This window comes from Algoriphagus algorifonticola (assembly GCF_007655305.1).
In the GTDB taxonomy this organism is placed as follows: domain Bacteria; phylum Bacteroidota; class Bacteroidia; order Cytophagales; family Cyclobacteriaceae; genus Algoriphagus; species Algoriphagus algorifonticola.
Genome location: NZ_VLOG01000037.1, coordinates 13398 through 36875, shown reverse-complemented (window position 1 = coordinate 36875; position 23478 = coordinate 13398). Strand labels below are relative to the sequence as shown.

Annotated in this window: 20 protein-coding genes; 7 read left to right on the top strand and 13 right to left on the bottom strand. The window is 40.0% G+C overall.

From position 1 onward, the window contains the following. The first annotated feature begins 86 nt into the window (after nucleotides 1-86). The 6 genes from porG to trxA all read left to right on the top strand — a co-directional run bounded on the left by porG (nucleotide 87) and on the right by trxA (nucleotide 6120). Nucleotides 87-836 carry a type IX secretion system protein PorG gene (gene porG, locus FL972_RS07805; protein ID WP_144604537.1) on the top strand — a complete coding sequence of 250 codons (750 nt, stop codon included), beginning with the start codon at nucleotides 87-89 and terminating at the stop codon, nucleotides 834-836. Between the two features lie 83 nt (nucleotides 837-919). Then, nucleotides 920-1657: an isoprenyl transferase gene (locus tag FL972_RS07800; RefSeq protein WP_091652158.1), complete on the top strand. Its 738-nt coding sequence runs from the start codon at nucleotides 920-922 to the stop codon at nucleotides 1655-1657. A 97-nt stretch (nucleotides 1658-1754) separates the two neighbouring features. Continuing rightward, nucleotides 1755-4451: a BamA/OMP85 family outer membrane protein gene (locus tag FL972_RS07795; protein ID WP_144604535.1), complete on the top strand. Its 2697-nt coding sequence runs from the start codon at nucleotides 1755-1757 to the stop codon at nucleotides 4449-4451. 89 nt (nucleotides 4452-4540) lie between these two features. After that, the gene (locus FL972_RS07790) at nucleotides 4541-5071 is read left to right on the top strand and encodes an OmpH family outer membrane protein (protein WP_091652151.1); all 531 of its coding nucleotides are present in this window, start codon (nucleotides 4541-4543) and stop codon (nucleotides 5069-5071) included. 17 nt (nucleotides 5072-5088) lie between these two features. After that, nucleotides 5089-5658 carry an OmpH family outer membrane protein gene (locus FL972_RS07785; protein ID WP_144604533.1) on the top strand — a complete coding sequence of 190 codons (570 nt, stop codon included), beginning with the start codon at nucleotides 5089-5091 and terminating at the stop codon, nucleotides 5656-5658. A gap of 156 nt (nucleotides 5659-5814) precedes the next feature. Then, a complete protein-coding gene (gene trxA, locus FL972_RS07780) occupies nucleotides 5815-6120 on the top strand; it encodes a thioredoxin (protein ID WP_144604531.1) in 306 nt (101 codons plus the stop codon). A gap of 58 nt (nucleotides 6121-6178) precedes the next feature. On the opposite strand, the gene FL972_RS07775 is transcribed toward trxA, so the two are convergent. From FL972_RS07775 to accD, 8 genes are all read right to left on the bottom strand, one after another. Further along, a complete protein-coding gene (locus FL972_RS07775; RefSeq protein ID WP_144604529.1) occupies nucleotides 6179-6376 on the bottom strand; it encodes a hypothetical protein in 198 nt (65 codons plus the stop codon). A gap of 1285 nt (nucleotides 6377-7661) precedes the next feature. Further along, complete coding sequence (locus tag FL972_RS07770; protein ID WP_144604527.1) at nucleotides 7662-8942, bottom strand: pseudouridine synthase; 1281 nt, start codon at nucleotides 8940-8942, stop codon at nucleotides 7662-7664. Between the two features lie 284 nt (nucleotides 8943-9226). Then, nucleotides 9227-10063 (bottom strand): N-acetylmuramic acid 6-phosphate etherase, encoded by an 837-nt coding sequence (gene murQ / locus FL972_RS07765; RefSeq protein WP_262710888.1) that lies wholly within the window; start codon nucleotides 10061-10063, stop codon nucleotides 9227-9229. Nucleotides 10064-10119: 56 nt separating this feature from the next. After that, a complete protein-coding gene (locus FL972_RS07760; RefSeq protein ID WP_144604523.1) occupies nucleotides 10120-10962 on the bottom strand; it encodes an N-acetylglucosamine kinase in 843 nt (280 codons plus the stop codon). A 1-nt stretch (nucleotide 10963) separates the two neighbouring features. Continuing rightward, nucleotides 10964-11191 carry a cytochrome b5 domain-containing protein gene (locus FL972_RS07755; RefSeq protein WP_144604521.1) on the bottom strand — a complete coding sequence of 76 codons (228 nt, stop codon included), beginning with the start codon at nucleotides 11189-11191 and terminating at the stop codon, nucleotides 10964-10966. Beyond that, a complete protein-coding gene (locus FL972_RS07750; RefSeq protein WP_144604519.1) occupies nucleotides 11191-12342 on the bottom strand; it encodes a formimidoylglutamase in 1152 nt (383 codons plus the stop codon). The genes FL972_RS07755 and FL972_RS07750 overlap by 1 nt, the downstream gene beginning before the upstream one ends. An 81-nt stretch (nucleotides 12343-12423) precedes the next feature. Next, nucleotides 12424-13728 (bottom strand): NADH:ubiquinone reductase (Na(+)-transporting) subunit F, encoded by a 1305-nt coding sequence (gene nqrF / locus FL972_RS07745; protein WP_144604517.1) that lies wholly within the window; start codon nucleotides 13726-13728, stop codon nucleotides 12424-12426. Nucleotides 13729-13863: 135 nt separating this feature from the next. Next, entirely contained in the window at nucleotides 13864-14706 is an 843-nt protein-coding gene (gene accD, locus FL972_RS07740) for an acetyl-CoA carboxylase, carboxyltransferase subunit beta (protein WP_144604515.1), read from the bottom strand. Between the two features lie 222 nt (nucleotides 14707-14928). Between accD and FL972_RS07735 the strand changes: the two genes are divergently transcribed. Then, nucleotides 14929-16563, top strand: a complete 1635-nt coding sequence (locus tag FL972_RS07735) for a carbon starvation CstA family protein (protein WP_144604513.1) — start codon at nucleotides 14929-14931, stop codon at nucleotides 16561-16563. A 12-nt stretch (nucleotides 16564-16575) separates the two neighbouring features. On the opposite strand, the gene FL972_RS07730 is transcribed toward FL972_RS07735, so the two are convergent. From FL972_RS07730 to FL972_RS07705, 5 genes are all read right to left on the bottom strand, one after another. Beyond that, nucleotides 16576-17685 carry a hypothetical protein gene (locus tag FL972_RS07730; protein ID WP_144604511.1) on the bottom strand — a complete coding sequence of 370 codons (1110 nt, stop codon included), beginning with the start codon at nucleotides 17683-17685 and terminating at the stop codon, nucleotides 16576-16578. Between the two features lie 87 nt (nucleotides 17686-17772). After that, nucleotides 17773-18321 (bottom strand): hypothetical protein, encoded by a 549-nt coding sequence (locus FL972_RS07725; protein ID WP_144604509.1) that lies wholly within the window; start codon nucleotides 18319-18321, stop codon nucleotides 17773-17775. A gap of 520 nt (nucleotides 18322-18841) precedes the next feature. After that, nucleotides 18842-21625 carry a translation initiation factor IF-2 gene (infB, locus tag FL972_RS07715; protein ID WP_144604506.1) on the bottom strand — a complete coding sequence of 928 codons (2784 nt, stop codon included), beginning with the start codon at nucleotides 21623-21625 and terminating at the stop codon, nucleotides 18842-18844. Nucleotides 21626-21686: 61 nt separating this feature from the next. Continuing rightward, complete coding sequence (gene nusA / locus FL972_RS07710; RefSeq protein ID WP_091652081.1) at nucleotides 21687-22931, bottom strand: transcription termination factor NusA; 1245 nt, start codon at nucleotides 22929-22931, stop codon at nucleotides 21687-21689. Between the two features lie 5 nt (nucleotides 22932-22936). Then, complete coding sequence (locus FL972_RS07705) at nucleotides 22937-23410, bottom strand: ribosome maturation factor RimP (RefSeq protein WP_144604504.1); 474 nt, start codon at nucleotides 23408-23410, stop codon at nucleotides 22937-22939. Between the last annotated feature and the right edge of the window lie 68 nt (nucleotides 23411-23478).

The window sequence follows — 23478 nt, the reverse complement described above, 5'->3', positions numbered from 1 at the left end:
ATGCCAATTTTAGCTTAACAAATATTAACCGCAATCATACTAGACAGCGTTTTTTAAACGTTGGGTACTTCATAACTTGCATCGTCTTGAAAAAGGTCAATTTTCAGATTTTCAAAACACTAGTCTGTATTTCTATACTTGGTCTTTGTTTTCTTTCAGAGACAAAGGCTCAGAAATATGAAATAGGTGGTGGATTGGGTACCACGGCATATACCGGGGATATCCTGAGGAAAATTGATCTGGACCATTTAGGTCTTCACGGCACGTTGTTTGGCAAGAGAAATTTTGACAATGTATGGACGCTTCGGCTTGGTTTGACAGCCGGTACTCTTAGAGCTACCGATAGTGTAAGGCCTTATGACCTGGCAGCAGAGAGAAGAGATGCAAGATTCAGAGGAGGGATTATTGAAGGAACAGCCATTATGGAATTTAATTTCCTGGATTTTCTTCGGAATGATTCTGAATTTTTCTGGTCTCCTTATGCATTCTTTGGAATAGGTTATTCTCACTTCTTTTCAAAAGGAAATACTTACGCTTTCCAATTTTCGGAAAGGTATAACGTAGGTACCGTGGTAATTCCATTTGGAGGAGGGGTAAAATACAGGCTTAATGATAGGTGGACACTGGCAGTCGAAGCTGGCATTAGAGCTACATTTACGGATTATCTAGATAAGATAGATAGTAGAACACCGCCTATACCCAGATTTCAGGATCCGGCCAATCCTAATCAACCCTATGGGATTAATTTTGGAAACCCATATGACAAGGACTGGTATTACTTTTTGGGTGTGACATTGAGCTATACCATCGCTTCCACCAAATGCTACGCCTATTAATTAATTGAGTCTTAGGCTTAATTATTGGAAAAGAAATAGCATTTTTGTACCTCCAAAAATGTAAGGTATTCTGAACCCAAGTAATGAAGGAAGTACTAGACAGAGAGCGGATCCCCAGACATATTGCAATTATCATGGACGGCAATGGCCGTTGGGCCAAGAAAAAAGGCGCCATGAGGATATTCGGCCACAGACATGCGATTCAGGCTGTAAAAGATGCAATAGAGGGAGCAGAAAACCTGGGAGTGAAATATCTAACCCTATTTTCTTTCTCCACCGAGAACTGGTCCCGACCTCAAGATGAAGTGAATGGTCTCATGGAATTATTGGTAAAAACCATTACCGATGAAGTGCCCATGATGATGAATAACAATATCCGATTAGAAAGCATAGGCGATATTGACAGCCTCCCTCCTTCGGCATACGAAAAACTAATGGAGGCTAAAAAAATAACCTCTACCAATTCCGGTCTCACCGTCATCTTGGCATTAAGCTACAGTGGACAGTGGGAATTAACCCAAGCGACCAAACGCATTGCTCAAAAAATCTCTGAGGGGAAATTGAAGGTTGAGGATATCAATCAAAATTTGGTAGCGGAACATTTAGAAACCGCAGGAATACCAGATCCTGAATTGATGATCCGAACCAGTGGGGAGTACAGGATTAGTAATTTTCTCCTGTGGCAACTGGCCTATACAGAGTTACATTTTACTCCTGTTTTATGGCCGGATTTTAGAAGAGAGCATCTGGAAGCAGCCATCTTGGATTTCCAAAAAAGGGAAAGAAGATTTGGTAAAACCGGAGAGCAAGTTAAACCTTAGATAATGAATGTAGTCAAGCTTGATTCAATTCTCATTTCAGCAAATGAAGATTGTAAAGCAAGATTCCATATGACCATCTTGGTCAAATTATAGTCTTATGAAAAGAAGTTTACTGATTCTGTTTTGTCTGATCTGGGCAAGTTCTGCAATGGCTCAAATTCGTTTGGGTCAAAGCCGTTATACATCGTCTAGACCGGTGAATATTTTGGAATTAAATTATTCCAAACCAGAAACCTATAGAATCGCAGAAATAAAAGCAGTTGGTCTTACCACTTTGGACGAAACCGCCATTCTATCCCTTTCCGGCTTGAAAGTCGATGATAGAATTGAAGTTCCCGGAGAGGCTATTTCGAATGCTTTGAAAAAGCTTTGGAATCAAGGGATCATCGGAGATGTAAAAATCTTAGTGACCAAAGTGGAAGGTGAGGACATCTCTCTGCTATTAGATTTAACTGAAAGACCTAGATTTTCCAGAGTAGAATTCAAGGGAGTGAATAAAACTCAGGAAAGTGAACTGAGAGACAAAGTCAATATTCGTGGAAGAGTAGTTCGAGAGGACGTACTCAACACCGCGCAGCGAAATATCCAAAAGTACTTTGTGGACAAAGGCTTTTTGAATACAGATGTAAAAGTGACTCAAGAACGAGATACCACACTTCCCAATTCTGTCAAGCTTCGATTCGATGTTAATCAAAATTCGAAAGTAAAGATCAATGAAATCAGAATCTTTGGAAATGAGGAGATCGCTGATTCCAAAGTGAAGGGAAAGTTGAAGAAAACCAAAGAGCATGCGCGGGTAAGCGTGTTCCGGGATATTTATTCCAGAGTTACGGCTGCTACTCCTGAGGACATTGGGAATGCAGTTTTACATACTGATTCTGCTTCCAAAGAGGATGCAAAAACTTACATCAACAAAAACTTCAAGCTTAATTTCTTTGCCGGGTCCAAATACATTCCCAAGGAATATAGGAATGATAAAGAAAATGTCATCAACTTCTACCAAAGCAAGGGGTTCAGAGATGCCAAAATTGTCGAAGACTCTGTTTACAAGTTTGGAAAAGATGAGATCAACATTGACATAGAGCTAGAAGAGGGAAGAAAGTATTATTACAGAAATATTGAATTCACCGGTAATTTCATTCACCCTGATGAGGTGTTAGCTGCCAAACTTGGTATTCAAAAAGGTGACGTTTACGATAAAGAAAAGCTCGATAAGCGCCTGAATTATGATCCTCAAAAGGGAGATGATGTCAGTTCCCTTTATCAGGATAATGGTTATTTGTTCTTCAATATACAGCCGATAGAAGTTAATGTTGTCGGCGATTCCATTGATTTGGAAATGAGGATTTTTGAAGGCCCGCAGGTAACTGTAAATTCTGTCAGCATCAAGGGAAATGAAAGAACTTCTGATCACGTGGTGATGCGTGAAATCCGGATTCTCCCTGGTCAAAAATTCAACAGAGCCTTATTGGTACGTACGATCCGGGAATTATCCCAATTAGGATACTTTGACCCTGAGAAAATCAATCCGGACCTTCGCCCTAATTTCGAAGCAGCGACGGTGGATATCACTTTCGAACTGGAAGAAAGACCAAATGATCAGATCGAACTATCCGGTGGATGGGGAGGCTTCTTTGGATTCGTTGGAACTGTTGGACTTACATTCAACAACTTCTCCATCAAAAACATCGGCAATTTCGATAAATGGGATCCACTTCCTGTAGGAGATGGACAAAAATTATCCTTGAGAGTTCAGGCTAATGGGCGTTCTTTCCAAAACTATTCTCTTTCCTTGACCGAGCCATGGTTTGGAGGCAAGAAACCAAATGCCTTGAGCTTTAGCTTTAACCACTCTGTACAAAGACAGGTTGACTTCTTCAATAGAGCAAACTTTGGAAATGAATTAGGCTTTTTCAAGATCACCGGAGCAACTCTAGGATTAGCAAAAAGAGTAACCTGGCCAGATGATTACTTTAGTGTTTCCAACTCGCTTCAGTTCCAGATTTATGAGTTCGATCAATTTGGAACATCCTTCGGGTTAAGTTATCCAACCGGAAGATCTAATAGCTTAACAATCAACAATACGATTGCTAGAAATAACGTGGATAATCCAATCTATCCAAGATTTGGATCGAATATCATGTTATCCACTTCATTTACTCCACCTTATACTTCTTTGAATCAGAACTTGAATTCGGAGTCAAGTGATGAGGAAAAATATAAGTGGTTGGAATACCATAAGTGGATGTTTGATGCTTCTGTCTATACTCCCCTATTTGGATCCACCAAATTTGTGGCAAGTGCCAGAGCACACATGGGCTTCTTGGGGTCTTATGGAAATAGAATTGGATTGATTCCTTTGGAAAGATTTGTTATGGGTGGTGACGGTATGACCTTCAATAACTTTGCTTTGGGGCAGGAAATTATCGGATTGAGAGGATACGAAAATCAATCAATTACTCCAGGAAGAGAAACGAGAGGTACGGCTAACCCTGATCCATTTGGTGGTGTGGTTTACAACAAATATGTTATGGAGCTTAGATTCTTGGTTTCTCCAAACCCATCAGCAACGATATTCTTGTTAACCTTTGCTGAAGCAGGAAACAACTGGGGATCTTATAAGGACTTTAATCCGTATGATCTGAAAAAATCAGCAGGTGTGGGTGCAAGAATCTTCATGCCAGCCTTCGGGTTATTAGGTGTAGACTGGGGTTATGGATTTGACCAAATACCTGGAGAAACCAGAAGAAGTGGTCCACAATTCCACTTTACCATTGGTCAGCAGTTTAGATAAGCTTGAAATGAGTGCGAGATTAGTTAATTTATGTCAAAATTTAAGGGAACAAAGCTCGTTTAAGAGCTGAATCTTCAAATTGATGTCACATGAATAACTCATCGAAAATTGTACTTTTGCTTTTCTTAATCCTGCTTTCTGGCTCTCTAAAGGCACAAAAGTTCGGTTATATAGATTCAGAGTATATCTTAAATAAGCATCCAGATTACAAAATTGTGCAGCAGGAGCTACAAAAGCTCAGTGACAACTGGAAGAAAGAGGCACAAAGTTTGGATAAAGAGATCAAAGAAATGTACGTTCAGCTAAAGGCTGAAGAAGTTCTATTGACAGAGGAAATGTATCAAAATAGGATGCAGGAGATCAAGAAAAAAGAGAAGGCATCTCAGGAATTCAATAGCCGTATATTCGGTATTGACGGACAATATTTCCAAAAGCAGGCGGAGCTTTTACAACCTTTGCAGTCAAAGATCTATGATGCCATAGAGCGGGTGTCCAGAAAAAACAATTTGGCCATGTTATTTGACAAAGCCTCCGTACCTTCGGGAATTATTTATACAGACCCAAGACATGACTATTCAGAGTTTGTTTTGGAAGAGTTAGGAATAGAAGACAACAATTAAAATTAAAATCTAAACGTATGAAAGTTAAAGTTATCCTTTCCGCAATCGCATTGCTTTGCGTAGGATTTGTCGCCCAAGCGCAGGAAGTAAAAATTGGTTATACCAATGTAGAATTTATCATGGACTTGATGCCTGAAATGGAGCAAATCGGTGCTGACATTCAGGATTATCAAACCCAACTTCAAACAAATATTCAAACAAAAGCTCAGGATTTCCAAAGACAAGTACAGTCTTATCAGCAAGCAGCTGGTACTATGACTGAGCAGGCTAGAGCTGCAAAAGAGCAAGAGCTTACTAAACTTCAGCAAGATTTGCAGAAATATGAGCAAGACGCTCAAGTTAGCTATCAAAGAAAATTACAGGAACTATTAGACCCTGTACAGACTAAAGTAATCAATGCAATTAATGCTGTAGCTGCTGAAAATAACTATACTCATGTATTTGCTGAGACTGCAGGACAAGCTCCTATCCTTCTTTATACCAAAGAAGAAGATAAGTTTACTGAGTTGGTTTTGGCAAAATTAGGAGTAGAAATGCCAACTGCACCTGCCACTTTGGACTCTACCAGACCAAGAATGCAGGAATAATTACTCCAAGAATATAAAGAAGAGGCTGTCTCAAAAGTGCAATTTGTCACATTAGAGCTATTTATGAGACAGTCTCTTTTTTGTTTAGGCCAAATTGATCTGAGCTAACTTTTGTTTGAGTTTTCGAAGCTCTAGAGAATCATTTACTTTTACTGCATGCCTAAGGAATCGATTAAGGATAAACTCAGCAAAAGCCAAGATGCCATTTTAGTGGATTTTTACGCGGATTGGTGTGGCCCATGCCAAACCATGGATCCAATTATTTCCGAGGTTCTCGAAGAGCTCGACGGGAAAATAAAGCTTTTAAAACTGAACGTTGATAAATATCCTCAGCTTGCACAGCAATTTGCCGTGCGGTCTATTCCTCATTACATTCTTTTCAAACGAGGTAAAATTCTTTGGAGAAAGGGGGGGATTATTACTAAAAGAGATTTGGAAAAGACCTTGAAAGGTTTTACTTAAAAAAGACTCTATTTATAGGCTAGCGTCCGGTAAATGAATGTTAAGAAAAAATGGCCTATTAATCTTTACTTTTCATCCATAGTATTAACCCGGCAATCATAATCACTCCTCCTACTGCCAAAGCCAAATTGATATCCCTTTGCGTTTTTTTTGCCTTTTGTAGGTAGTTTGATCCCAATCCTTTTTTGCCGATAAACTCTTCAATTCTATCGATTCTATTTTCCAATTCTTCTTTAGCTTTTCTAGTAATTTCCATAATGGTTGTATGTTTAAAAGTTTACTCTTACTACTATTTAACACTTGTGATAAAAAATAGTTCTGATTTTGTGTCTGGTTCAAGAAGGAATAGAATCGAATATTGAGCCTTTTTTGATTGAATTTCCTCCCAGAAAAAGGAGTTTTAATCCCAATATTTCCGGAATAGAGAAGCATCAGATCTACATTAGTCCCGAAACCCGATTTTTTCCGGAATGGTGCGGTCCTTGTCAAACTATGCCCCCATTCGCCTATGTTTGGAATGCATGCTATGGACAAAGCGTATTCTGCAAGCTCTCTGGAACAAAACGGTTTTATACCTCCTAAAACCCTGTACAACTGTCGGGAGTAATTCCATTTCCAAAGTTTAACTCTTTCAGGGTTGTCAAATTCAATCCAACAAGAATTTATTTTTCCGCCGGTTCCGCCGACCAGCCGGTAGAGGAAGGCCGAAGGCTTTTCAGAAGTAGACGGCTTCACCGTCTTTTATCCATTCCTCCGGAACAATGATAATGACCCCGAGAGGGGTCCAACCTTTGAATAGCCATGGGTGCAACCCATGGTTACAGGGTAATACAATTTATTTGGTACTTACAGACCCTGAAGGGGTCGAACAATATGGAGAAGTTATTTTCAACCCACCCCCTTTGAACATAGAATAAACATTAGTGTAAACGTATATTTCCTTACCTACAATCTGGTAAAGCTAAAATGACGCTTGATGGGTCAATTTTTTGAGGCTTGTATTGATTTCATTTTTTAGAATTTGCAAATAGAACACCTATCGTTCAACCCTTTCAGGGTTGCCAAAACTAAATTATTTATCGTTTTCATTCCCTAGGTTTCACCTAGGGCTATTGAAAGGTTCGACGGCTTCACCGTCTTTTTACAATATCCCCACTGAGTGTAGTCAAATGATTGTGGCGACTGAGTGGAATTTGCCCCCCCGCCTCAGCGTGGTCAAATCATTGCTATGGGCTGGGTGGAATTTGCCCGCCCTGCATGCTGGCCCAAGGTTAAAATCTTCCAAAGGGAAGATTTCTAAAACCCTTGTCCTACCCTATTATCCAAACCATCCCGAAGGATCGGGATGCAATTGGTTTAAGATACTATCCCCCTGCCAACCGACCTAAGGGAATCCAACAGTAGTAAGTCATCATGTTCAATCTCTTCCGGATGGACCCCACTATTATACCTAGTATTCCATTTTTTTCACAACGTCTGAATTGAAAAGGCCTTGAAAGGCTAAATATGAAAAAAGCTCCCGGTTAAGGAGCTTTTCTATTTTAAACAAAGAATTTCAGTTTGATAACTTCCTTTTCGGATAAGAAACGGTAATGACCCCGTTTTAAGTCTTTTTTATCCAATCCGGCAAACATCACTCTATCCAAGGCGGTCACTTCATAGCCAAGGTGAGCGAAAATCCTTCTCACAATTCTGTTTCGTCCAATGTGAATTTCAAGACCTAGAATTTTACGATCCTTAGATAGCACTTGCATGTCATCTACATTAGCCGGACCATCTTCCAATGTCAAGCCTTCCAAAACAGCTTCTTCATCCTTTTTGGTCAAAGGTTTATCTAAGGTTACCTGATAGATTTTTTTGATCTCATTGGAAGGGTGAGAAAGCTTGGCAGCCAATTCTCCATCATTGGTAAATAATAGCAGTCCAGTAGTATTTCTATCCAATCTACCTACTGGAAATATTCTTTCTTCACAGGCGTTTTCCACCAACTTCATTACTGTTTTACGCTCCATTGGATCCTCGGTCGTAGTGATAAAGTCCTTAGGCTTATTCAATAGAACGTACACCGGCTTTTCAGGATTAATTCTTCTTCCTTGATATACTACTCGGTCTGCTTTCTTTACTTTATATCCTAGCTCGGTGATGACCTCATTATTCACTGTGACCAATCCCTGAGCGATCAATTCGTCAGCCTCTCTCCTACTGCAAATTCCGGAATTGGCAATGTATTTATTCAATCGAATTAAATCAGATCCTTCGGACCCCTTAGATTTTTTCGCAGGTAAAGCATCGAAATTATAATCTGGACGGTTTTGATCCATTTCAAATCGATTGGGACGGTTTTTCCCGAATCCCTTTTTTCCCGCAAGTTTAGGGCTTCTGCCTACTTCCTTTTCTCCATAAATAGGCTTTTGATCCTTCCCTCTTCCTAAATAAGCTCTTGGCTTATCTCCTTCAGGCTTTGCTTGGAAATCTTTCTTGAATGATTTTTTGAAAGGCTCTCTTTTGAAGTCACCTGATTCGGAACCCGATTCAGGCTTAGCTCCAAAAAAGCGCTTCTTTTCCATTCCTTGATCGGAATTCGGGAACTTGCCCTCATCTTTTCTGAAATTTGGTCTTTTTCCAGGCTTGTCTTCTTTATCCCATTTAGCTGAAGCGTCAGATTTTTTCCAGTCTTTTTTTGGTCCAAAACTCTTTTTATCGGAGTCTTTTGAACCGAACTTGGACTTAGGAGCCGGCTTGCCTTTTTGGAATTTTTTGGAATCTGAGGAATCAGATTTTTTGGAGTCAAAAAATGGTTTTCTTGAATTATCTTTTTTCATAAGTATGCAACATCACTGCTGTATTAATTTTTAACTGATCATCCGCCAATCCTTCCAATTGACATATTTTCTTTGTTCATCGAGCTAGAAGACTGAAGACCCGGCCACAGCTGGCAGGCGAAGTTTTCAGATTCTGATCCATAAGGCTGATACTGAACAATTTTTTCCATTCAGCGGAAAAAAAGCGGATATATATACTTTAAATAAACAATTGGATTTCAATCGTTTAATTGGGCTGCAAAGATACAGCCATTCCAAGGATATTTACTAGTTAAGTAAGAGATTTACTTGTTTTTATAATGGTATTCTGTTGCTTTTCTTACTGAACCTTGAGAAAGGAGCAATTCTCTTGCTTTTTCCTCGTCCAAGCCCGTAGCCTCCATGATCATCAAGGTACCTCTGTTTATTAGCTTGGCATTGGAAAGCTGCATATCCACCATTTTATTCCCTTTTACTCTTCCCAATTTGATCATCACCGTAGTAGAAATCATATTCAACACTAATTTTTGGGCAGTTCCGGCCTTCATTCTAGTGCTTCCTGTGACAAACTCAGGACCTACGACTACTTCTATTGCAAAGTCCACTTCCTGACTTAAGGGAGAATTTGGATTACAGGTAATACAGGCGGTTAGAAGTTCATTTTCTTTGGCTGTTTTCACACCTCCAATTACATAGGGAGTAGTGCCAGAAGCGGCTATTCCAATGATCGTGTCATCTGGGTTGAATCCATATTCCTGAATATCTTTCCAGGCTTGATTTGCATCATCCTCGGCATTTTCTACGGCTTTGCGAATAGCGGCATCCCCTCCAGCAATCAATCCAATGACCCAATCATGAGGCACTCCATAGGTGGGAGGGCATTCAGAGGCATCCAAAATGCCTAAGCGGCCAGAAGTACCGGCACCAATATAGATTAGTCTCCCTCCCCTTTCCATCCTCGGTACAATCTCTTCTACCAAGGATGAAATAACAGGGATAACCTCTTTGACAGCCTCAGGTACTCTATAATCTTCCCGGTTGATATTTTCCAATAATTCCGGAATAGACATTTGCTCCAGATTATCATAATAAGAGGTACTTTCTGTCACTTTCATTTTTGATAGATTTTTTTGGGTCGCTATATCTTTTTTGAATGCTCCAAACCAAAGGAATGAGGACTCTTTGTCCTAGAATAGATTTATAATTTATTCTGATGATACAGAGTCAATCCTGCTATGGGGCTTTCTATAATCAAATTTACTTGTAAGCCTTGATCCCTCGCTGCTTTTCTCAAAATATCTGAGTTATAGAAGGCAATGGAGCCGACAAAATTAACTTGTTTAGACTTGCAGTCTTTATACTTAAAGATATGCTTTTCGAAGAATTCAATAAAAGAGTCATAGAATAAGTGATAGCAGTAAGGATTAGAGGCATGCTCAGTGATAAATCGACAAAAACTAGCCATGTACCTATTAGGAAAGGGCTGCCTGTACACATGATCCTGAATAATCGCTTGAGTGAGGTGAAACCTTGCTTTCAATTCTTGGTGAATTTCAGAAGGCATTTCCTGATTGATAAAGTCCCTAAGCAACTTTCTTCCAATATATCCTCCGCCTCCCTCGTCTCCTAAAATATAGCCAGGAGCCGGTCTGGAATCCACAATTTTTGCTCCGTCATAATCGCAGCTATTAGAACCTGTGCCCAAAATACAAGCTATCCCAGCTTGATGTCCACAGGTAGCATGAGCAGCAGCAGCTAAATCATGATCAATTTCTATAGCAGAATCAGGAAAAATGGATTTTAAGGCTTGTACTACTTCGGCTTTTCTTTCGGGTGCAGAACAGCCCGCTCCGTAGTAGTAAATCTGCTCAATTTCATCAGATAGATTCTGAAGAAACTCATCCCGCATTTGAATAGCCATTTCTTCGGCCGTCTGATAATAGGGATTGAATCCAACACCTCTATGCTGGGAAATTTTTCCATCCTGATGAATTACTCTCCAGTCTGTCTTACTGGAACCGCTATCTGCTATTAATATCATTTCAAATTAATCGCCCTATGGGCTGAAATTTTTCAAAAACTTTTTCTGTATGGGGAGCGTCTTTCAATTCCTCCGTCAGATCCTGTCCAGCCCAATGCTCATAGTGAGTACCCTTCTTCCATAGCCTAGAAGTACTAACATCGTAAATCAAACCCTTGTAAGAGACCCATACTTCAGGCTTGTCTTGCCCATTCCTCAAGGCCAATTGTTGCCTCGTGTACTCTTTCATCACAATAACTTGATCTGAGCATTGATCCAACGCTCCGGAATTTCTCCTTTTTGTGCCACTTGGTAATCAGAGTAGCTACAAGGAACTGTACTAACTCTATCAAACTTCTCCGTTTCATTATGAGGAATCTCCATCCACCACTTTCCGCTTCTTTTACTTTTATAAAAGACCAGTGTATTAGGCTTCGTATCCAGAGAAACCGTGTATTTGGTATAATCACTACTCTTAAAAGAAAGGCTGTCTTTTCTGGAATAAAAACCTTCGATAAAATACCAGATCATGACAGCGCTAACTTTAGCCGTCTTGTTAGAGGCATCATCAAAATACGGTTCGTACCCATAAATTCCAATGGAACTCAATTTCTCATTCATTCCGGCAAACCAGCAGATTTGACAAGCTTCTTCGGCTGTCAATCCAAATGGCTGCGGATCCACAGCTCCTGGAGCATCAGAGGACTGAATAGCACATAGGTCAAAACTCAAAAAGTCAGCATTTCTGATCAATGGCTCGATTTCTTTAAATTCTTTCCTAACCAGCCCCAACCTCATGTGATCAAAATAAAGCTTCTCCACTACATTGATCAAAGAAGGGTCTACTAAAAAGCTTTGATAGGCCAAATGAGAATAGGAAAAGAGGAAATTCGGCTGATGTAAAATAATCTCCTGCGTGTGTTGGTCTGAAAGTGGCCCCTCTTCTTCCATGTCTAGCTTGGCATCGACAGTCAATAAGCTGACCAGCTTTTTCATTTTTTGATAGGAGAGATATTGGCCATAATCCAAATCATGAGTGCCTCCAAAATAAATCGGAAGGATCTGTTGCTTCATTAAATACTCTCCGACCTTTTGCATTTTTTGGTAGGTCTCATCTAAAGTGTCGCCGGGAATTAGATCTCCCAAATCAGCCACTCTGTAAGGACCCACTCCGCGCTTTAATTCATACAGTTTTTCACGGATTTCAAGGGAGCCTCGCTCTACACTTTCAGATTTTTGAATTCCCCTGGCTTCTTTTAGCCCTACTAGGGCAATTTGAATACCTTTGAGGTCAGGGAATTCTTCTCCATACCAGTGGATTTGTCGGAAAAAGGAGTTTTCCGGATATTTTTTCTGCCAAAGAAAGTCCGCGACGGGATCGAAAAAAGACTGAATATTCATAAGGGTGTGATGTTGGGTAAAAATAATCAAAAATGTGACCACAAATAAAAAATCCCGCCGAAGCGGGATTTTAAGTTTGGATTATCCTCCGAAATCATCGAAGCGGATATTTTCTTGAGGAATTCCTAAATCGTCTAGCAACTTAAGAACTGCTGCATTCATCAAAGGAGGACCACATAGGTAATACTCTACCTCATCTGGCTCAGGATGATCCTTCAAGTAGTTGTCATATAATACTTGGTGGATGAAACCTACATATCCATCACCTTCTTTATCGTCCAAAGATTTCTTGATTTTCCAGTTATCTTCAGGAAGTGGCTCAGAAAGTCCAATGTGGAAATTGAAGTTCGGGAAATCTTTTTCAATTGCTCTAAACTGAGGAGTGTAAAACAATTCTTTTTTAGATCGGCCACCATACCAATAAGATACTTTTCTGTCGGTTTTCTCAGTATGGAATAGATGGAATATATGAGACCTCAATGGAGCCATACCTGCACCACCACCTATGTAGATCATTTCTCTTTGGGTAGGGTTGATATGGAATTCCCCGTAAGGACCTGAGATAGTTACTTTATCTCCAGGCTTTCTTGCGAAAACATACGAAGAACAAACTCCTGGGTTGACATCCATCCATTTGTTGTTTGCTCTATCCCACGGTGGAGTTGCGATTCGGATAGTCAACATGATGATGTTACCTTCAGCTGGGTGATTGGCCATGGAGTAAGCTCTGAATAGCTCCTCGTCATTCTTCATGACTAAGTCCCAGAGACCGAATTTATCCCAGTCACTTTTGTAAACATCATCAGGGTGTCCCAAATCAGGATGTGGAGTGATATCCATATCCTTGAAGTTTACAGTAATTGGTGGAACATCAATCTGAATATAGCCTCCGGATTCGAAATCTAAGTTTTCTCCCTCAGGAAGTTTAACCTTAAATTCCTTGATGAAAGTTGAAACGTTGTAGTTAGACACAACCTCACACTCCCACTTCTTAATTCCGAAGATTTCTTCAGGTACGCGGATTTTCATATCCTGCTTTACCTTTACCTGGCAAGCTAATCTCACATTAGTTTGCTGTTCTGCTCTGCTAAGGTGACCAACTTCGGTAGGAAGAACTTCTCCACCACCTTCTTCCACAACGCACTTACACATAGCGCAAGTACCTCCTCCACCACAGGCAGAAGGAAGGAAGATTTTTTGGTTACCAAGCGTAGACAGCAAACTCACCCCTGCTGAGGTAGTGATAGCATTGCTTTCATCTCCGTTGATGACAATTTTCACATCTCCTGAATTGACCAGTTTAGACTGGGCAAACAAGAGAATAAATACCAGTAGCAATATGATTAAGGTAAATGCTACAATGGATGTAATAATTACAGAACCCATGAAATTTTGGTTTTACTTTTCGTATGGATTGAAATCCGTTTTCGGTGCACAAATATATCTATTAATCAATAAAACAGGCCAATTTGCTTTTCAAATTTGAGCCTATTCAAGCATAGATTTTTTTAAGATAACTGATTAATTGTTCAAGAGGTTTAACAAAGTGGTCAACCTGCTTTTCAACTGTCGTCTATCGATGATGAAATCAAGAAATCCGTGTTCCAAAACAAATTCAGAACTTTGAAAACCTTTCGGCAAATCTTTACCGATTGTCTCCCGGATTACTCTTGGGCCTGCAAAACCGATTAATGCTTCAGGCTCAGCAATGTTAAAATCACCTAGCATAGCGTACGAAGCAGTTACGCCTCCGGTTGTCGGATCTGTTAAAAGTGAAATGTATGGAATTCCAGCTTGATCCAACAGGGCCAATTTGGCAGAGGTTTTTGCCATTTGCATGAGAGAGAAACCAGCTTCCATCATTCTAGCACCACCTGACTTGGAAATCATTAAAAATGGCACTTTATTTTTCAGAGAGTGATCGATAGCTCTGGCAATTTTTTCTCCAACTACAGAGCCCATAGAACCACCGATAAAATTGAAATCCATACAGGCCACTACCAAATCAAGCCCATTCATTTTGCCATAAGCAGTCCTTACAGCATCATTGAGTTCGGTTTTATCTATAGTAGCAGCAATTCTGGAAGTGTAAGGTTTTGTATCTGAAAACTTCAAAGGGTCTCCAGACTTCATATCCTTGTCTAATTCCGTGAATTTGTTGTTATCAAAAAGGATTTCAAAATATTCCTTGGATCCGATTTTAACGTGGAAATCATCATCTGGACATACATAAGCGTTGTTTTTAAGCTCTCTTGTATGAATGATGTTTCCGTTGGGGGTTTTGAACCACAATCCATCCGGCGCATCTTTCTTCTCTGCTGTGGAGGTTTTGATCCCTTTATCAGTTCTTTTAAACCAAGCCATATTGAGTTTTTAAAATGATTTTTGACGAGTCAAAGGATACAAATTTAGTCCTTATATCTGTGAAATAAAACTGATCCTCATTTCTCTGCATTCCATAGGTATGAAAAACCTCTAATTTCATTCCTGTAGTATTCCTTTTAGAGGCCACAAATTTTGCTTTATTTTGAATAGGTCTTCAAGAAATTTTTTCTTTTAGATTTAAGTAAACCCAAAATATTCCTCATGAATCTTGCTCTCCTGCTGGTCCTTTCGGCTATCATTCTGATTCTCGCTTATAAATTTTATGGCAGCTATGTGTATAAGAAGTTTGGACTTTCCGATGAGAACAAAGCTCCTTCTCATACCCTAAGAGATGGCGTAGATTACGAGCCAAGCAAGCCAATTGTGGTTTTAGGGCATCATTTTGCTTCCATTGCAGGGGCTGGGCCTATCGTAGGCCCCATCATCGCAGTTACTTTTGGATGGATTCCAGCAGTTCTATGGATTTTGATTGGGGGAATTTTTTTTGGTGCAGTTCATGATTTGGGCAGTATGGCAGCTTCCTTGCGAACTGAAGGTAAGTCCATAGGTGTGATCATCAGAAAACAAATAGGTCTCCAGGGAAAGCAACTCTTTGTGATTTTCAGCTTCTCTACCCTAATTCTAGTCATCGGGGTTTTTGCAGATATTATTGCCAAAACATTCGTCAGCAATCCCGGTGTAGCATCGGCCTCTATTTTTTTCATTTTTTTGGCCATCGTATTCGGAATTGTGAATAGAACAGTTGGAGACAAAAAAATCACCTTTATAATTATAAGTGTGATAGGAGTAATCTTGATGTACTTTTTTGTGTATCTCGGCATGCAAGTTCCTTTTGTATTAGATTACAAGATTTGGATTTTGGCCTTATTGGCTTATGCCTTCATTGCTTCAGTTACACCGGTAAGTCTACTGCTTCAGCCAAGGGATTACCTCAATAGCTTTTTACTCTATGGGATGATGATTGCTGCCATCTTGGGTGTTTTTATCGCCAATCCTGAAATTAAAATGAGTTCGGAGGTGACTGTTTCCACGGAAAATCTTGGCTATATATTTCCTGTTTTATTCGTGACTATCGCCTGTGGAGCAATTTCGGGCTTTCACTCTTTGGTAGCTTCGGGGACTACTTCCAAACAATTGGACAAAGAATCTGATGCCAAGGTGGTAGGGTTTGGAGGGATGTTGATTGAATCCTTTTTGGCAATTATATCAGTAGGCGCTGTGATCGTTTTGTCTAAGACGGAATACCTAGAAAGACTCTCAGGAGAGGGGCCCGTTTCACTTTTCTCCACTGGCTTGGGAGGCATGATCGCAAGTTTAGGAATTTCTGAATCTTTTGCGGTAGGCTTTGTAGCGCTGACCGTCTCAGCCTTTGCGCTAACTACGCTCGATACCTGTACCCGTTTGGCAAGGTTTACATTGCAGGAGTATTTTGAAGACCTTCCTCAGCCCAGTGCCAAATACATTTCTAAGAATCGTTTTATAAGTACAGGTTTAGTCGTTGTTTTTTCGGTTCTTCTCTTGCTTTCGGGAGAGTTCACTACCCTTTGGCCCATATTTGGCTCAGCAAATCAACTATTAGCAGCCTTGGCGCTCTTAACTATTGCAGTATGGATGATTAGAAAAAAGAAAAATGCTCTGTTCGTCACGCTTCCCATGTTTTTCATGTTTACAGTAACATTGGCCTCTTTGGGTTTATTTGCATGGAAAAACTTTCAGGAAGAAGTCTATGTCTTATCCATCATCGCTGCTTTACTTTTTGTATTAGCGATTTCTCTAATGGTATTGGCAACCAAGAGTATCAAAAAAGAAATCAAAGAGCCTTCGAAAGCCCTTTGATTTCTACCCTATTTATAAAGTGTTAAAAACCTGAGGTACCTTTTTTGGTATTCTCCAGGCTAGGGAAAAATTGATCACATAATCTGCAAAGGCAGCATCTCCATGTCTTCTGTTTTCAGGAGTAGAATCAGCTATATCGGTAAGACTTCTAGTTCTATTTCTAACCAAAGCTAAAGGCACAGTCAATGTCCCAGTTATATTTTTGAGCATATAGCTTGCTCCAGGTTCTACCGAAATGACATAGCCAGGTCTACGAAAGCCATCACTTTCGCCCAGTAAATCGCTAACTGGAATACCTTCTATTCTACCACCAAGCAAGAAGCCTAAACCATGGACTTGCTTTACAGAATAAAAAGCCCCTCCGCGAAGCGCATATTGATCGGGAACACTCATAATGGATTCACTTTCTCTGCTTCTAAAAGTCCTTGTGCCATTGGTGTTTTTTGGATTAAAGAGATAAAAACCACTGTAATAAGCGAAAAGGGAGGAATTTAAACCCCAAATACCCTGAAAATCTACATTGAACCCGAATCCACCATCTCCTAACTGTATAGATTGATCAACAGGTCGAATTTCAGGTTGACCTCCTACACCTACATTGTAGAATGTATCCTCCGCCCGGAAATTTCCACTGGGAATTTTAATCCCTAACCCCACAGCCATATTTCCTTTTCTATTTTCTGACTCGGGGAATAACCAATAGCCAGCTCCAATTCTAACATCACCCAAACCCGAACTGTATGTAGTGTGACGTTCAGTTCTTCCGTGTTCATATAGAGAGGAGCGTTCATTATATGCAAAAGGGATAGAAGCCAGCGCATAAATTCTTGAAGTAAAGGAATAACTGACAGAAAGGTCCATACCATGAGACCAATTGATCACCTGTGTTCCATTTTCTATCCTTTCAGGCTCCTCATGTGTTCCCCGAAAATGACGAAACGATTTAAAATACCGGTAATTAGCACTGATGTTCCAATCTCCTTGATTTTGAAAATTACCTTGTCCCACAGCATTGCCAACTCCAGAAAATTGGCGAATGGCTACGCATCCTTGAGCATAGCCAAATTCCGGGAATAGAAACAAATAAGCTCCTATTATCCCAGATAGAAATAATTTTTTCATGATAAATAACGTAATAGGTTGAAAAGGCGACAGGATACTGAAGCCTTAAAAAGATGTAAATGAAGCTAAAAGCCCCTAAGATGAAGTTCAACCTAAAAGTTGGGGAGGTGGAGAATCAAAAGTGTATAATGGATTTTGATAAGGTGAAAAAATAAACCCTAGTGTAGCAACAGAAGCCTTTGAATTGACTCCTTGAAACTCATGTGAAACTGTTTGAATATAGTCTTTTACAAAGCTTTTGAATGATTTCGAATTTGACTGTTCTGAATCTAAATCGCCATCTGTAACTGCGGAAATCCATTTTTGAACAGTGGACTCTAGCGATTTTCTAGCAGTATCGGGCACATAAATAATTTCCAAGGAATCATTTTGGTACCGCTGCTTAATAGCTCTATAAAATTTGCCGTCTTTTTCGAAGCGAGTATTTGTATTTTGAAAGTGCTCCTGATTAGACATATAAGGTGCAGAAAGTGGAATGACCATCATTCGCTCTTCCAATCCTTCTACTTGATCTGTATAAATTTTCTCAGTCCACTTAGATTCCAAATGGTATTGATGAGAATAATAAAATAGATAGTAGCCAAAATGATAACTGGCAAAGCAAACCAAAAGCAATATGGATACTACTGATCTCAAATGAATATTATTTTTAGAAAGTACCGGCTAAATTTTGATAAAATCAAAATTCATAGAATATATTTCCGCCTGATAAGCAGAAATAGCGATGATTATCTGTTTAGTCCAATTATGCCAAAAAATATTTGAGTTTGGTAAGTTAAGGATGAAACAGGGTCGGCAAAAGTTTAGCTATAGAAACATAAAAACATTCCTGCATATCCATAATCCTCGGAAGGGTGTATATCTATTTAGATAGTTCCAAAAACTATGCAGTGATGCTTTCAGAAAATTGCTCTCAATAAAAGCAACAAAAAACATGAAACGAGGATCCCTAGGCCATAAACCTTGACTACCTTCCATCTATTAAAACGATCCAGAAACCAAAGAACTAATACGGGCCGTATTAAGCCTAAGATTAGATTTATACCTGAAAAAATCAGTAAAATCTTTACTATGAATACCATTGCTTCTAGCATGCCATAAAAATAAAAAAGGAACAGCTTTCACCGTTCCTTTTTCTTATCAATAAGCGTTCTACTTATTTCTTTCTTTTGATTTCTCTCATCTCATAACCTTCAATGGTATCATCTACTTCGATATTATTGAAGTTTTTGATGGAAATACCGCATTCGTAACCAGCTTTTACCTCAGCTACATCGTCTTTGAATCGCTTCAATTGATCGATTTCACCTTCATGAATTACAATACCGTCTCGGATCACACGGATCTTATTTTTTCTGGTAATGTATCCATCTGTTACGTAAGAACCTGCAACCGTTCCGACTTTAGAGATTTTGAAGACTTCTCTCACTTGGATATTACCCGTGATCACCTCTTCAAACTCAGGCTCAAGCATACCTTCGATCGCATCCTTGATCTGATTGATTGCATCGTAGATGATGGAGTAGTGACGGATTTCGATTTCCTCTTGCTCTGCCAATTTTTTGGCATTGGAAGAAGGTCTTACCTGGAAACCGATGATAATCGCATCTGAAGCAGAAGCCAATAAGACATCGGATTCGGAAATCTGTCCTACACCTTTATGAATAATGGATACTTTTACTTCCTCTTTGGATAGTTTCAACAAGGAATCCGAAAGTGCTTCTACAGAACCATCCACGTCACCTTTGATGATGATGTTCAATTCTTTGAATGAACCAATTGCCAAACGACGACCGATTTCATCCAACGTAATATGCTTTTTGGTTCTTAAGCTTTGCTCTCTTTGTATCTGTTCTCTTGAGTTGGCAATTTCTCGTGCTTCTCTCTCAGAATCGTATACTTTCACTGTATCACCAGCTTGAGGAGCGCCACTTAGACCCAATACCTGTACAGGAGTTGATGGTCCAGCTTCTTTCATCTTCTTCCCCTTGTGGTCAAACATAGCCTTCACACGACCATAATGTTGACCAGCAAGCATGACGTCTCCAACTTTAAGAGTACCAGCCTGAATCATCATAGTAGCTACATAACCTCGGCCTTTATCCAAGGATGCTTCTATCACTGTACCAACTGCATTTTTATCAGGATTAGCTTTCAATTCAAGAATTTCAGCCTCTAGTAAAACTTTTTCAAGGAGTTCGTCTACACCTTGACCTGTTTTGGCAGAGATGTCTTGGGATTGGTATTTACCACCCCATTCTTCTACCAATAGATTCATATTGGCAAGTTCTTCCTTGATTTTATTCGGATTCGCATTAGGCTTATCCACTTTGTTGATTGCAAAAATCATTGGAACGCCAGCAACCTGTGCGTGGTTGATAGCTTCTTTGGTCTGAGGCATGATACTATCATCAGCTGCGATTACAATAATTGCAACGTCAGTGATTTTGGCACCTCTCGCTCTCATTGCGGTAAATGCTTCGTGACCCGGAGTATCCAAGAAGGCAATTTTATGCCCTGTTTTGGTCATTACATCATATGCACCAATGTGCTGTGTAATTCCTCCTGCTTCATCCGCAGTTACTTTTGACATTCGGATATAATCCAACAAGGATGTTTTACCATGGTCAACGTGACCCATGATAGTGACAATTGGAGCTCTTTCTACCAAATCCTCCTCAGAATCTTCCTCTTCTACTTCAATTTCGTCCTCAATAGATTTGGTAAACTCTACATCGTATCCAAATTCATCAGCAATAATGGTAATTGCTTCAGCATCTAGTCGCTGATTGATAGAAACGAACATTCCTAAGGACATACAAGCAGAGATAATCTGATTCACAGACAAATCCATCAATGCTGCAAGGTCATTAGCTGAAATAAATTCAGTAACCTTTAGGATTTTGGTTTCTTCGTTTTCTACATCAACCTCACGATCACGTTCTGCTTTCTTATCTCTTCGGCTCTTTTTGCCTCCTGAGCTTTTACCCTGAAGTCTAGCAAGAGTTTGTTTGATTTGATCTTGGATTTCCTTTTGGGTAGGTTCAGCTTTTTGGGTTCTACCTTGCTGTCCTCCTTTTTGACCTCCCCTTTGACCTTGGTTTCTATTTCCTTGGTTATTCCCCTGATTTCTATTTCCACCACTTTTATCAATGCGTTTTCTTGGACGCTTCTTATCTCTGGCTCTTTCATCAGAGGAGGCTACAGGACCACCTTTTTTCTTGGATTTTTCAACCGGCAATTCGATTTTGCCCAAAACAGTTAATCCCTTCAGAGAATCCGCTTTTGCTGAAATCAATTCACTCGGAGCTGGTTTTTGAACCTCCTTTTGATCCTTTTTCTCAACTCTAGGTTGAGGAGGAGTTTCTTTCGGCTTTTGCTGATGTTGCGGTTTAGGAGCTGGTTTTGCTTCTGTCTTCGGCGCTTGAGGCTCTTTTCTGGCCTCAGGTTTTGGTGATGCTTTTACTTCAGGAGCCTTCGCAGGTGCCGCAGGTTTTGGAGCCGGATTCGGCTTCTTATTTAAATCAATTTTTCCTAGAACTTTGATACCCTCAAGCTTTGGAGCTTCAGGAGCAACTTTTTCAGGTTCTGGACTTGGAGCCGGAGCAGGTTTTGGCTCTTCTTTCTTCGCCTCAGGTGCAGGCGCAGGTTTTGGCGCAGGTTCCGGAGTTGGTTCCGGAGCTGGCTCTGGCTTGGTTTCAGTCTCAAGGGAGACTGTTTCATGCCTTTTCCCTATCGAGAGGTGGGAAGCCTCTTCCTTTTCAAGTGCTGAGGACTTGAATTCCTTGGTCAACATATCTACCTGCTCCATGTTGATTTTAGAATTCGGATTGTCCTGCACATCAAAGCCTTTTTTGGCCAGTGTCTCGACGATGGTTGCCGTACCCACGTTGAGTTTTCTGGCTATTTGGCCTAATCGCATCATTTTTTCTTCTGACATAAGCAAAAACCTCTTTCGAAATCTTATTTAAAATTGGGTAATTATTTGGGCATTTAACCCATTACTGTTCAAATTCTTGTCGGAGAATTCTGAATATTTCGTCAATTGTTCCTTCTTCCAGCTCGGTTCTTCTCAACAAATCTTCTTTATTCAGTGCCAAAACACTCTTGGCCGTATCCAAACCGGTTTTCTTCAACTCATCGATGATCCAAGCTTCGATTTCATCATCGAATTCTGCTAGGTCTACATCTTCCTCCTCATTTTCGTTCAACTCACGGAACACATCAATTTCGTAACCTACCAAACGGCTGGCCAACTTGATGTTATATCCTCCTTTACCAATTGCCAAAGACACTTGGTCTGGCTTCAAGAAAACAGAAATTCTCTTAGTCTCTTCATTGACCGTCAAGGATGAAACTTTGGCTGGACTCAATGCTCTTGAAACATACAAGTCCAAGTTGTCTGTGAAATTGATCACATCGATATTTTCGTTCTGAAGCTCACGCACTACTGCATGGATTCTGGAACCTTTCATACCAACACATGCTCCAACTGGGTCAATTCTATCATCGTAGGATTCAACCGCAACTTTCGCTCTTTCCCCTGGTTCTCTCACGATTTTTACGATGGTGATCAAGCCATCATAGACTTCAGGAACTTCGTTCTCAAAAAGTCTTTCCAAGAAAACCGGAGATGTTCTGGAAAGGATAATTTTTGGATTTCCGTTCATCATATCCACTTTGTGGACGATTGCCTTTACGGTATCCCCTTTTCTAAATCTATCCTTCGGAATTTGTTCTCCTTTAGGTAATATCAATTCATTTCCTTCACCGTCCATCAACAATACTTCACGACCTAAGATTTGGTATACTTCAGCAGAAACGATTTCTCCAACCTGCTCTTCGTATTTATTGAAAAGGATATCTTTCTCCAAATCTTTGATTCTTTGGATCAGGGTCTGACGAGCCATCTGTACCGCTCTTCTTCCAAACTCTTCCAATTCGATTTTTTCATATACCTCTTCACCGATCTCAAAATCAGGTTCGATCTTACGGGCATCTGTCAAGCTGATTTTATCAAAATCCCAGATATCCTCAGAGTTATCATCCACTATTTCCCGAATACGGAAAATCTCCAAGTCTCCCTTGTCCGCATTGATTGTCACATCGAAGTTCTCATCAGTTTCAAACTTCTTGCGAATCATGGCTCTGAAAACATCTTCCAGAATACGGATCATGGTTGGTCGATCCACATTTTTAGATCTCGCAAATTCAGCGAAGGATTCTATTAAGACTTTGGCATCCATTTTATTTATTTAAAAGATACTTGTACAACTGATTTTTTTATGTCTTCATAGGAGAGGCTCACTTCCTCTTCCTGGGCTTTTTTTCCTTTTTCTTTTTTGCTCACCAACATGGTGATGTTGGCATCGTCAGCTTCCTTCAATTTTCCTTTTACTTCCTGACCTGACACCAATAAAACTTTCAGTGTTCTTCCGACATTTTTCATATATTGTCTCTTGCCGGTCAATGGGAAATCCACTCCAGGTGAAGAAACTTCTATTCTATATGCATCCTCTATCAAATTCTGCGATTCAATTTCATCTGAAACCGCCCGGCTTACCTTGGCACAAGCCTCAATAGTCACCCCCTGATCTGCATCAATGAGGATATTGAGGGTACTTTGATTACCCTTTTGCCCCAAACTTAAGTCCACAAGGAAGTGGCTTTCATCTGGAAGATGCTTCTCAACGATTTGTGCTAATGTTCCTTTTAAATCCGACATAGTATGCATAATGAAAGAGGGGACATGGTGTCCCCTCCAGAAACTTTCGAATACGGCACAAAGGTAAA

Coding starts and splice junctions, on each gene's coding strand:
- FL972_RS07785 (WP_144604533.1), top strand. CDS start 5,089: ATGAAAGTTAAAGTTATCCTTTCCGCAATCGCATTGCTTTGCGTAGGA.
- FL972_RS07705 (WP_144604504.1), bottom strand. CDS start 23,410: ATGTCGGATTTAAAAGGAACATTAGCACAAATCGTTGAGAAGCATCTT.
- FL972_RS07775 (WP_144604529.1), bottom strand. CDS start 6,376: ATGGAAATTACTAGAAAAGCTAAAGAAGAATTGGAAAATAGAATCGAT.
- nusA (WP_091652081.1), bottom strand. CDS start 22,931: ATGGATGCCAAAGTCTTAATAGAATCCTTCGCTGAATTTGCGAGATCT.
- accD (WP_144604515.1), bottom strand. CDS start 14,706: ATGGCTTGGTTTAAAAGAACTGATAAAGGGATCAAAACCTCCACAGCA.
- FL972_RS07790 (WP_091652151.1), top strand. CDS start 4,541: ATGAATAACTCATCGAAAATTGTACTTTTGCTTTTCTTAATCCTGCTT.
- FL972_RS07735 (WP_144604513.1), top strand. CDS start 14,929: ATGAATCTTGCTCTCCTGCTGGTCCTTTCGGCTATCATTCTGATTCTC.
- FL972_RS07730 (WP_144604511.1), bottom strand. CDS start 17,685: ATGAAAAAATTATTTCTATCTGGGATAATAGGAGCTTATTTGTTTCTA.
- FL972_RS07750 (WP_144604519.1), bottom strand. CDS start 12,342: ATGAATATTCAGTCTTTTTTCGATCCCGTCGCGGACTTTCTTTGGCAG.
- FL972_RS07795 (WP_144604535.1), top strand. CDS start 1,755: ATGAAAAGAAGTTTACTGATTCTGTTTTGTCTGATCTGGGCAAGTTCT.
- FL972_RS07800 (WP_091652158.1), top strand. CDS start 920: ATGAAGGAAGTACTAGACAGAGAGCGGATCCCCAGACATATTGCAATT.
- nqrF (WP_144604517.1), bottom strand. CDS start 13,728: ATGGGTTCTGTAATTATTACATCCATTGTAGCATTTACCTTAATCATA.
- FL972_RS07755 (WP_144604521.1), bottom strand. CDS start 11,191: ATGAAAGAGTACACGAGGCAACAATTGGCCTTGAGGAATGGGCAAGAC.
- trxA (WP_144604531.1), top strand. CDS start 5,815: ATGCCTAAGGAATCGATTAAGGATAAACTCAGCAAAAGCCAAGATGCC.
- infB (WP_144604506.1), bottom strand. CDS start 21,625: ATGTCAGAAGAAAAAATGATGCGATTAGGCCAAATAGCCAGAAAACTC.
- FL972_RS07770 (WP_144604527.1), bottom strand. CDS start 8,942: ATGAAAAAAGATAATTCAAGAAAACCATTTTTTGACTCCAAAAAATCT.
- FL972_RS07760 (WP_144604523.1), bottom strand. CDS start 10,962: ATGATATTAATAGCAGATAGCGGTTCCAGTAAGACAGACTGGAGAGTA.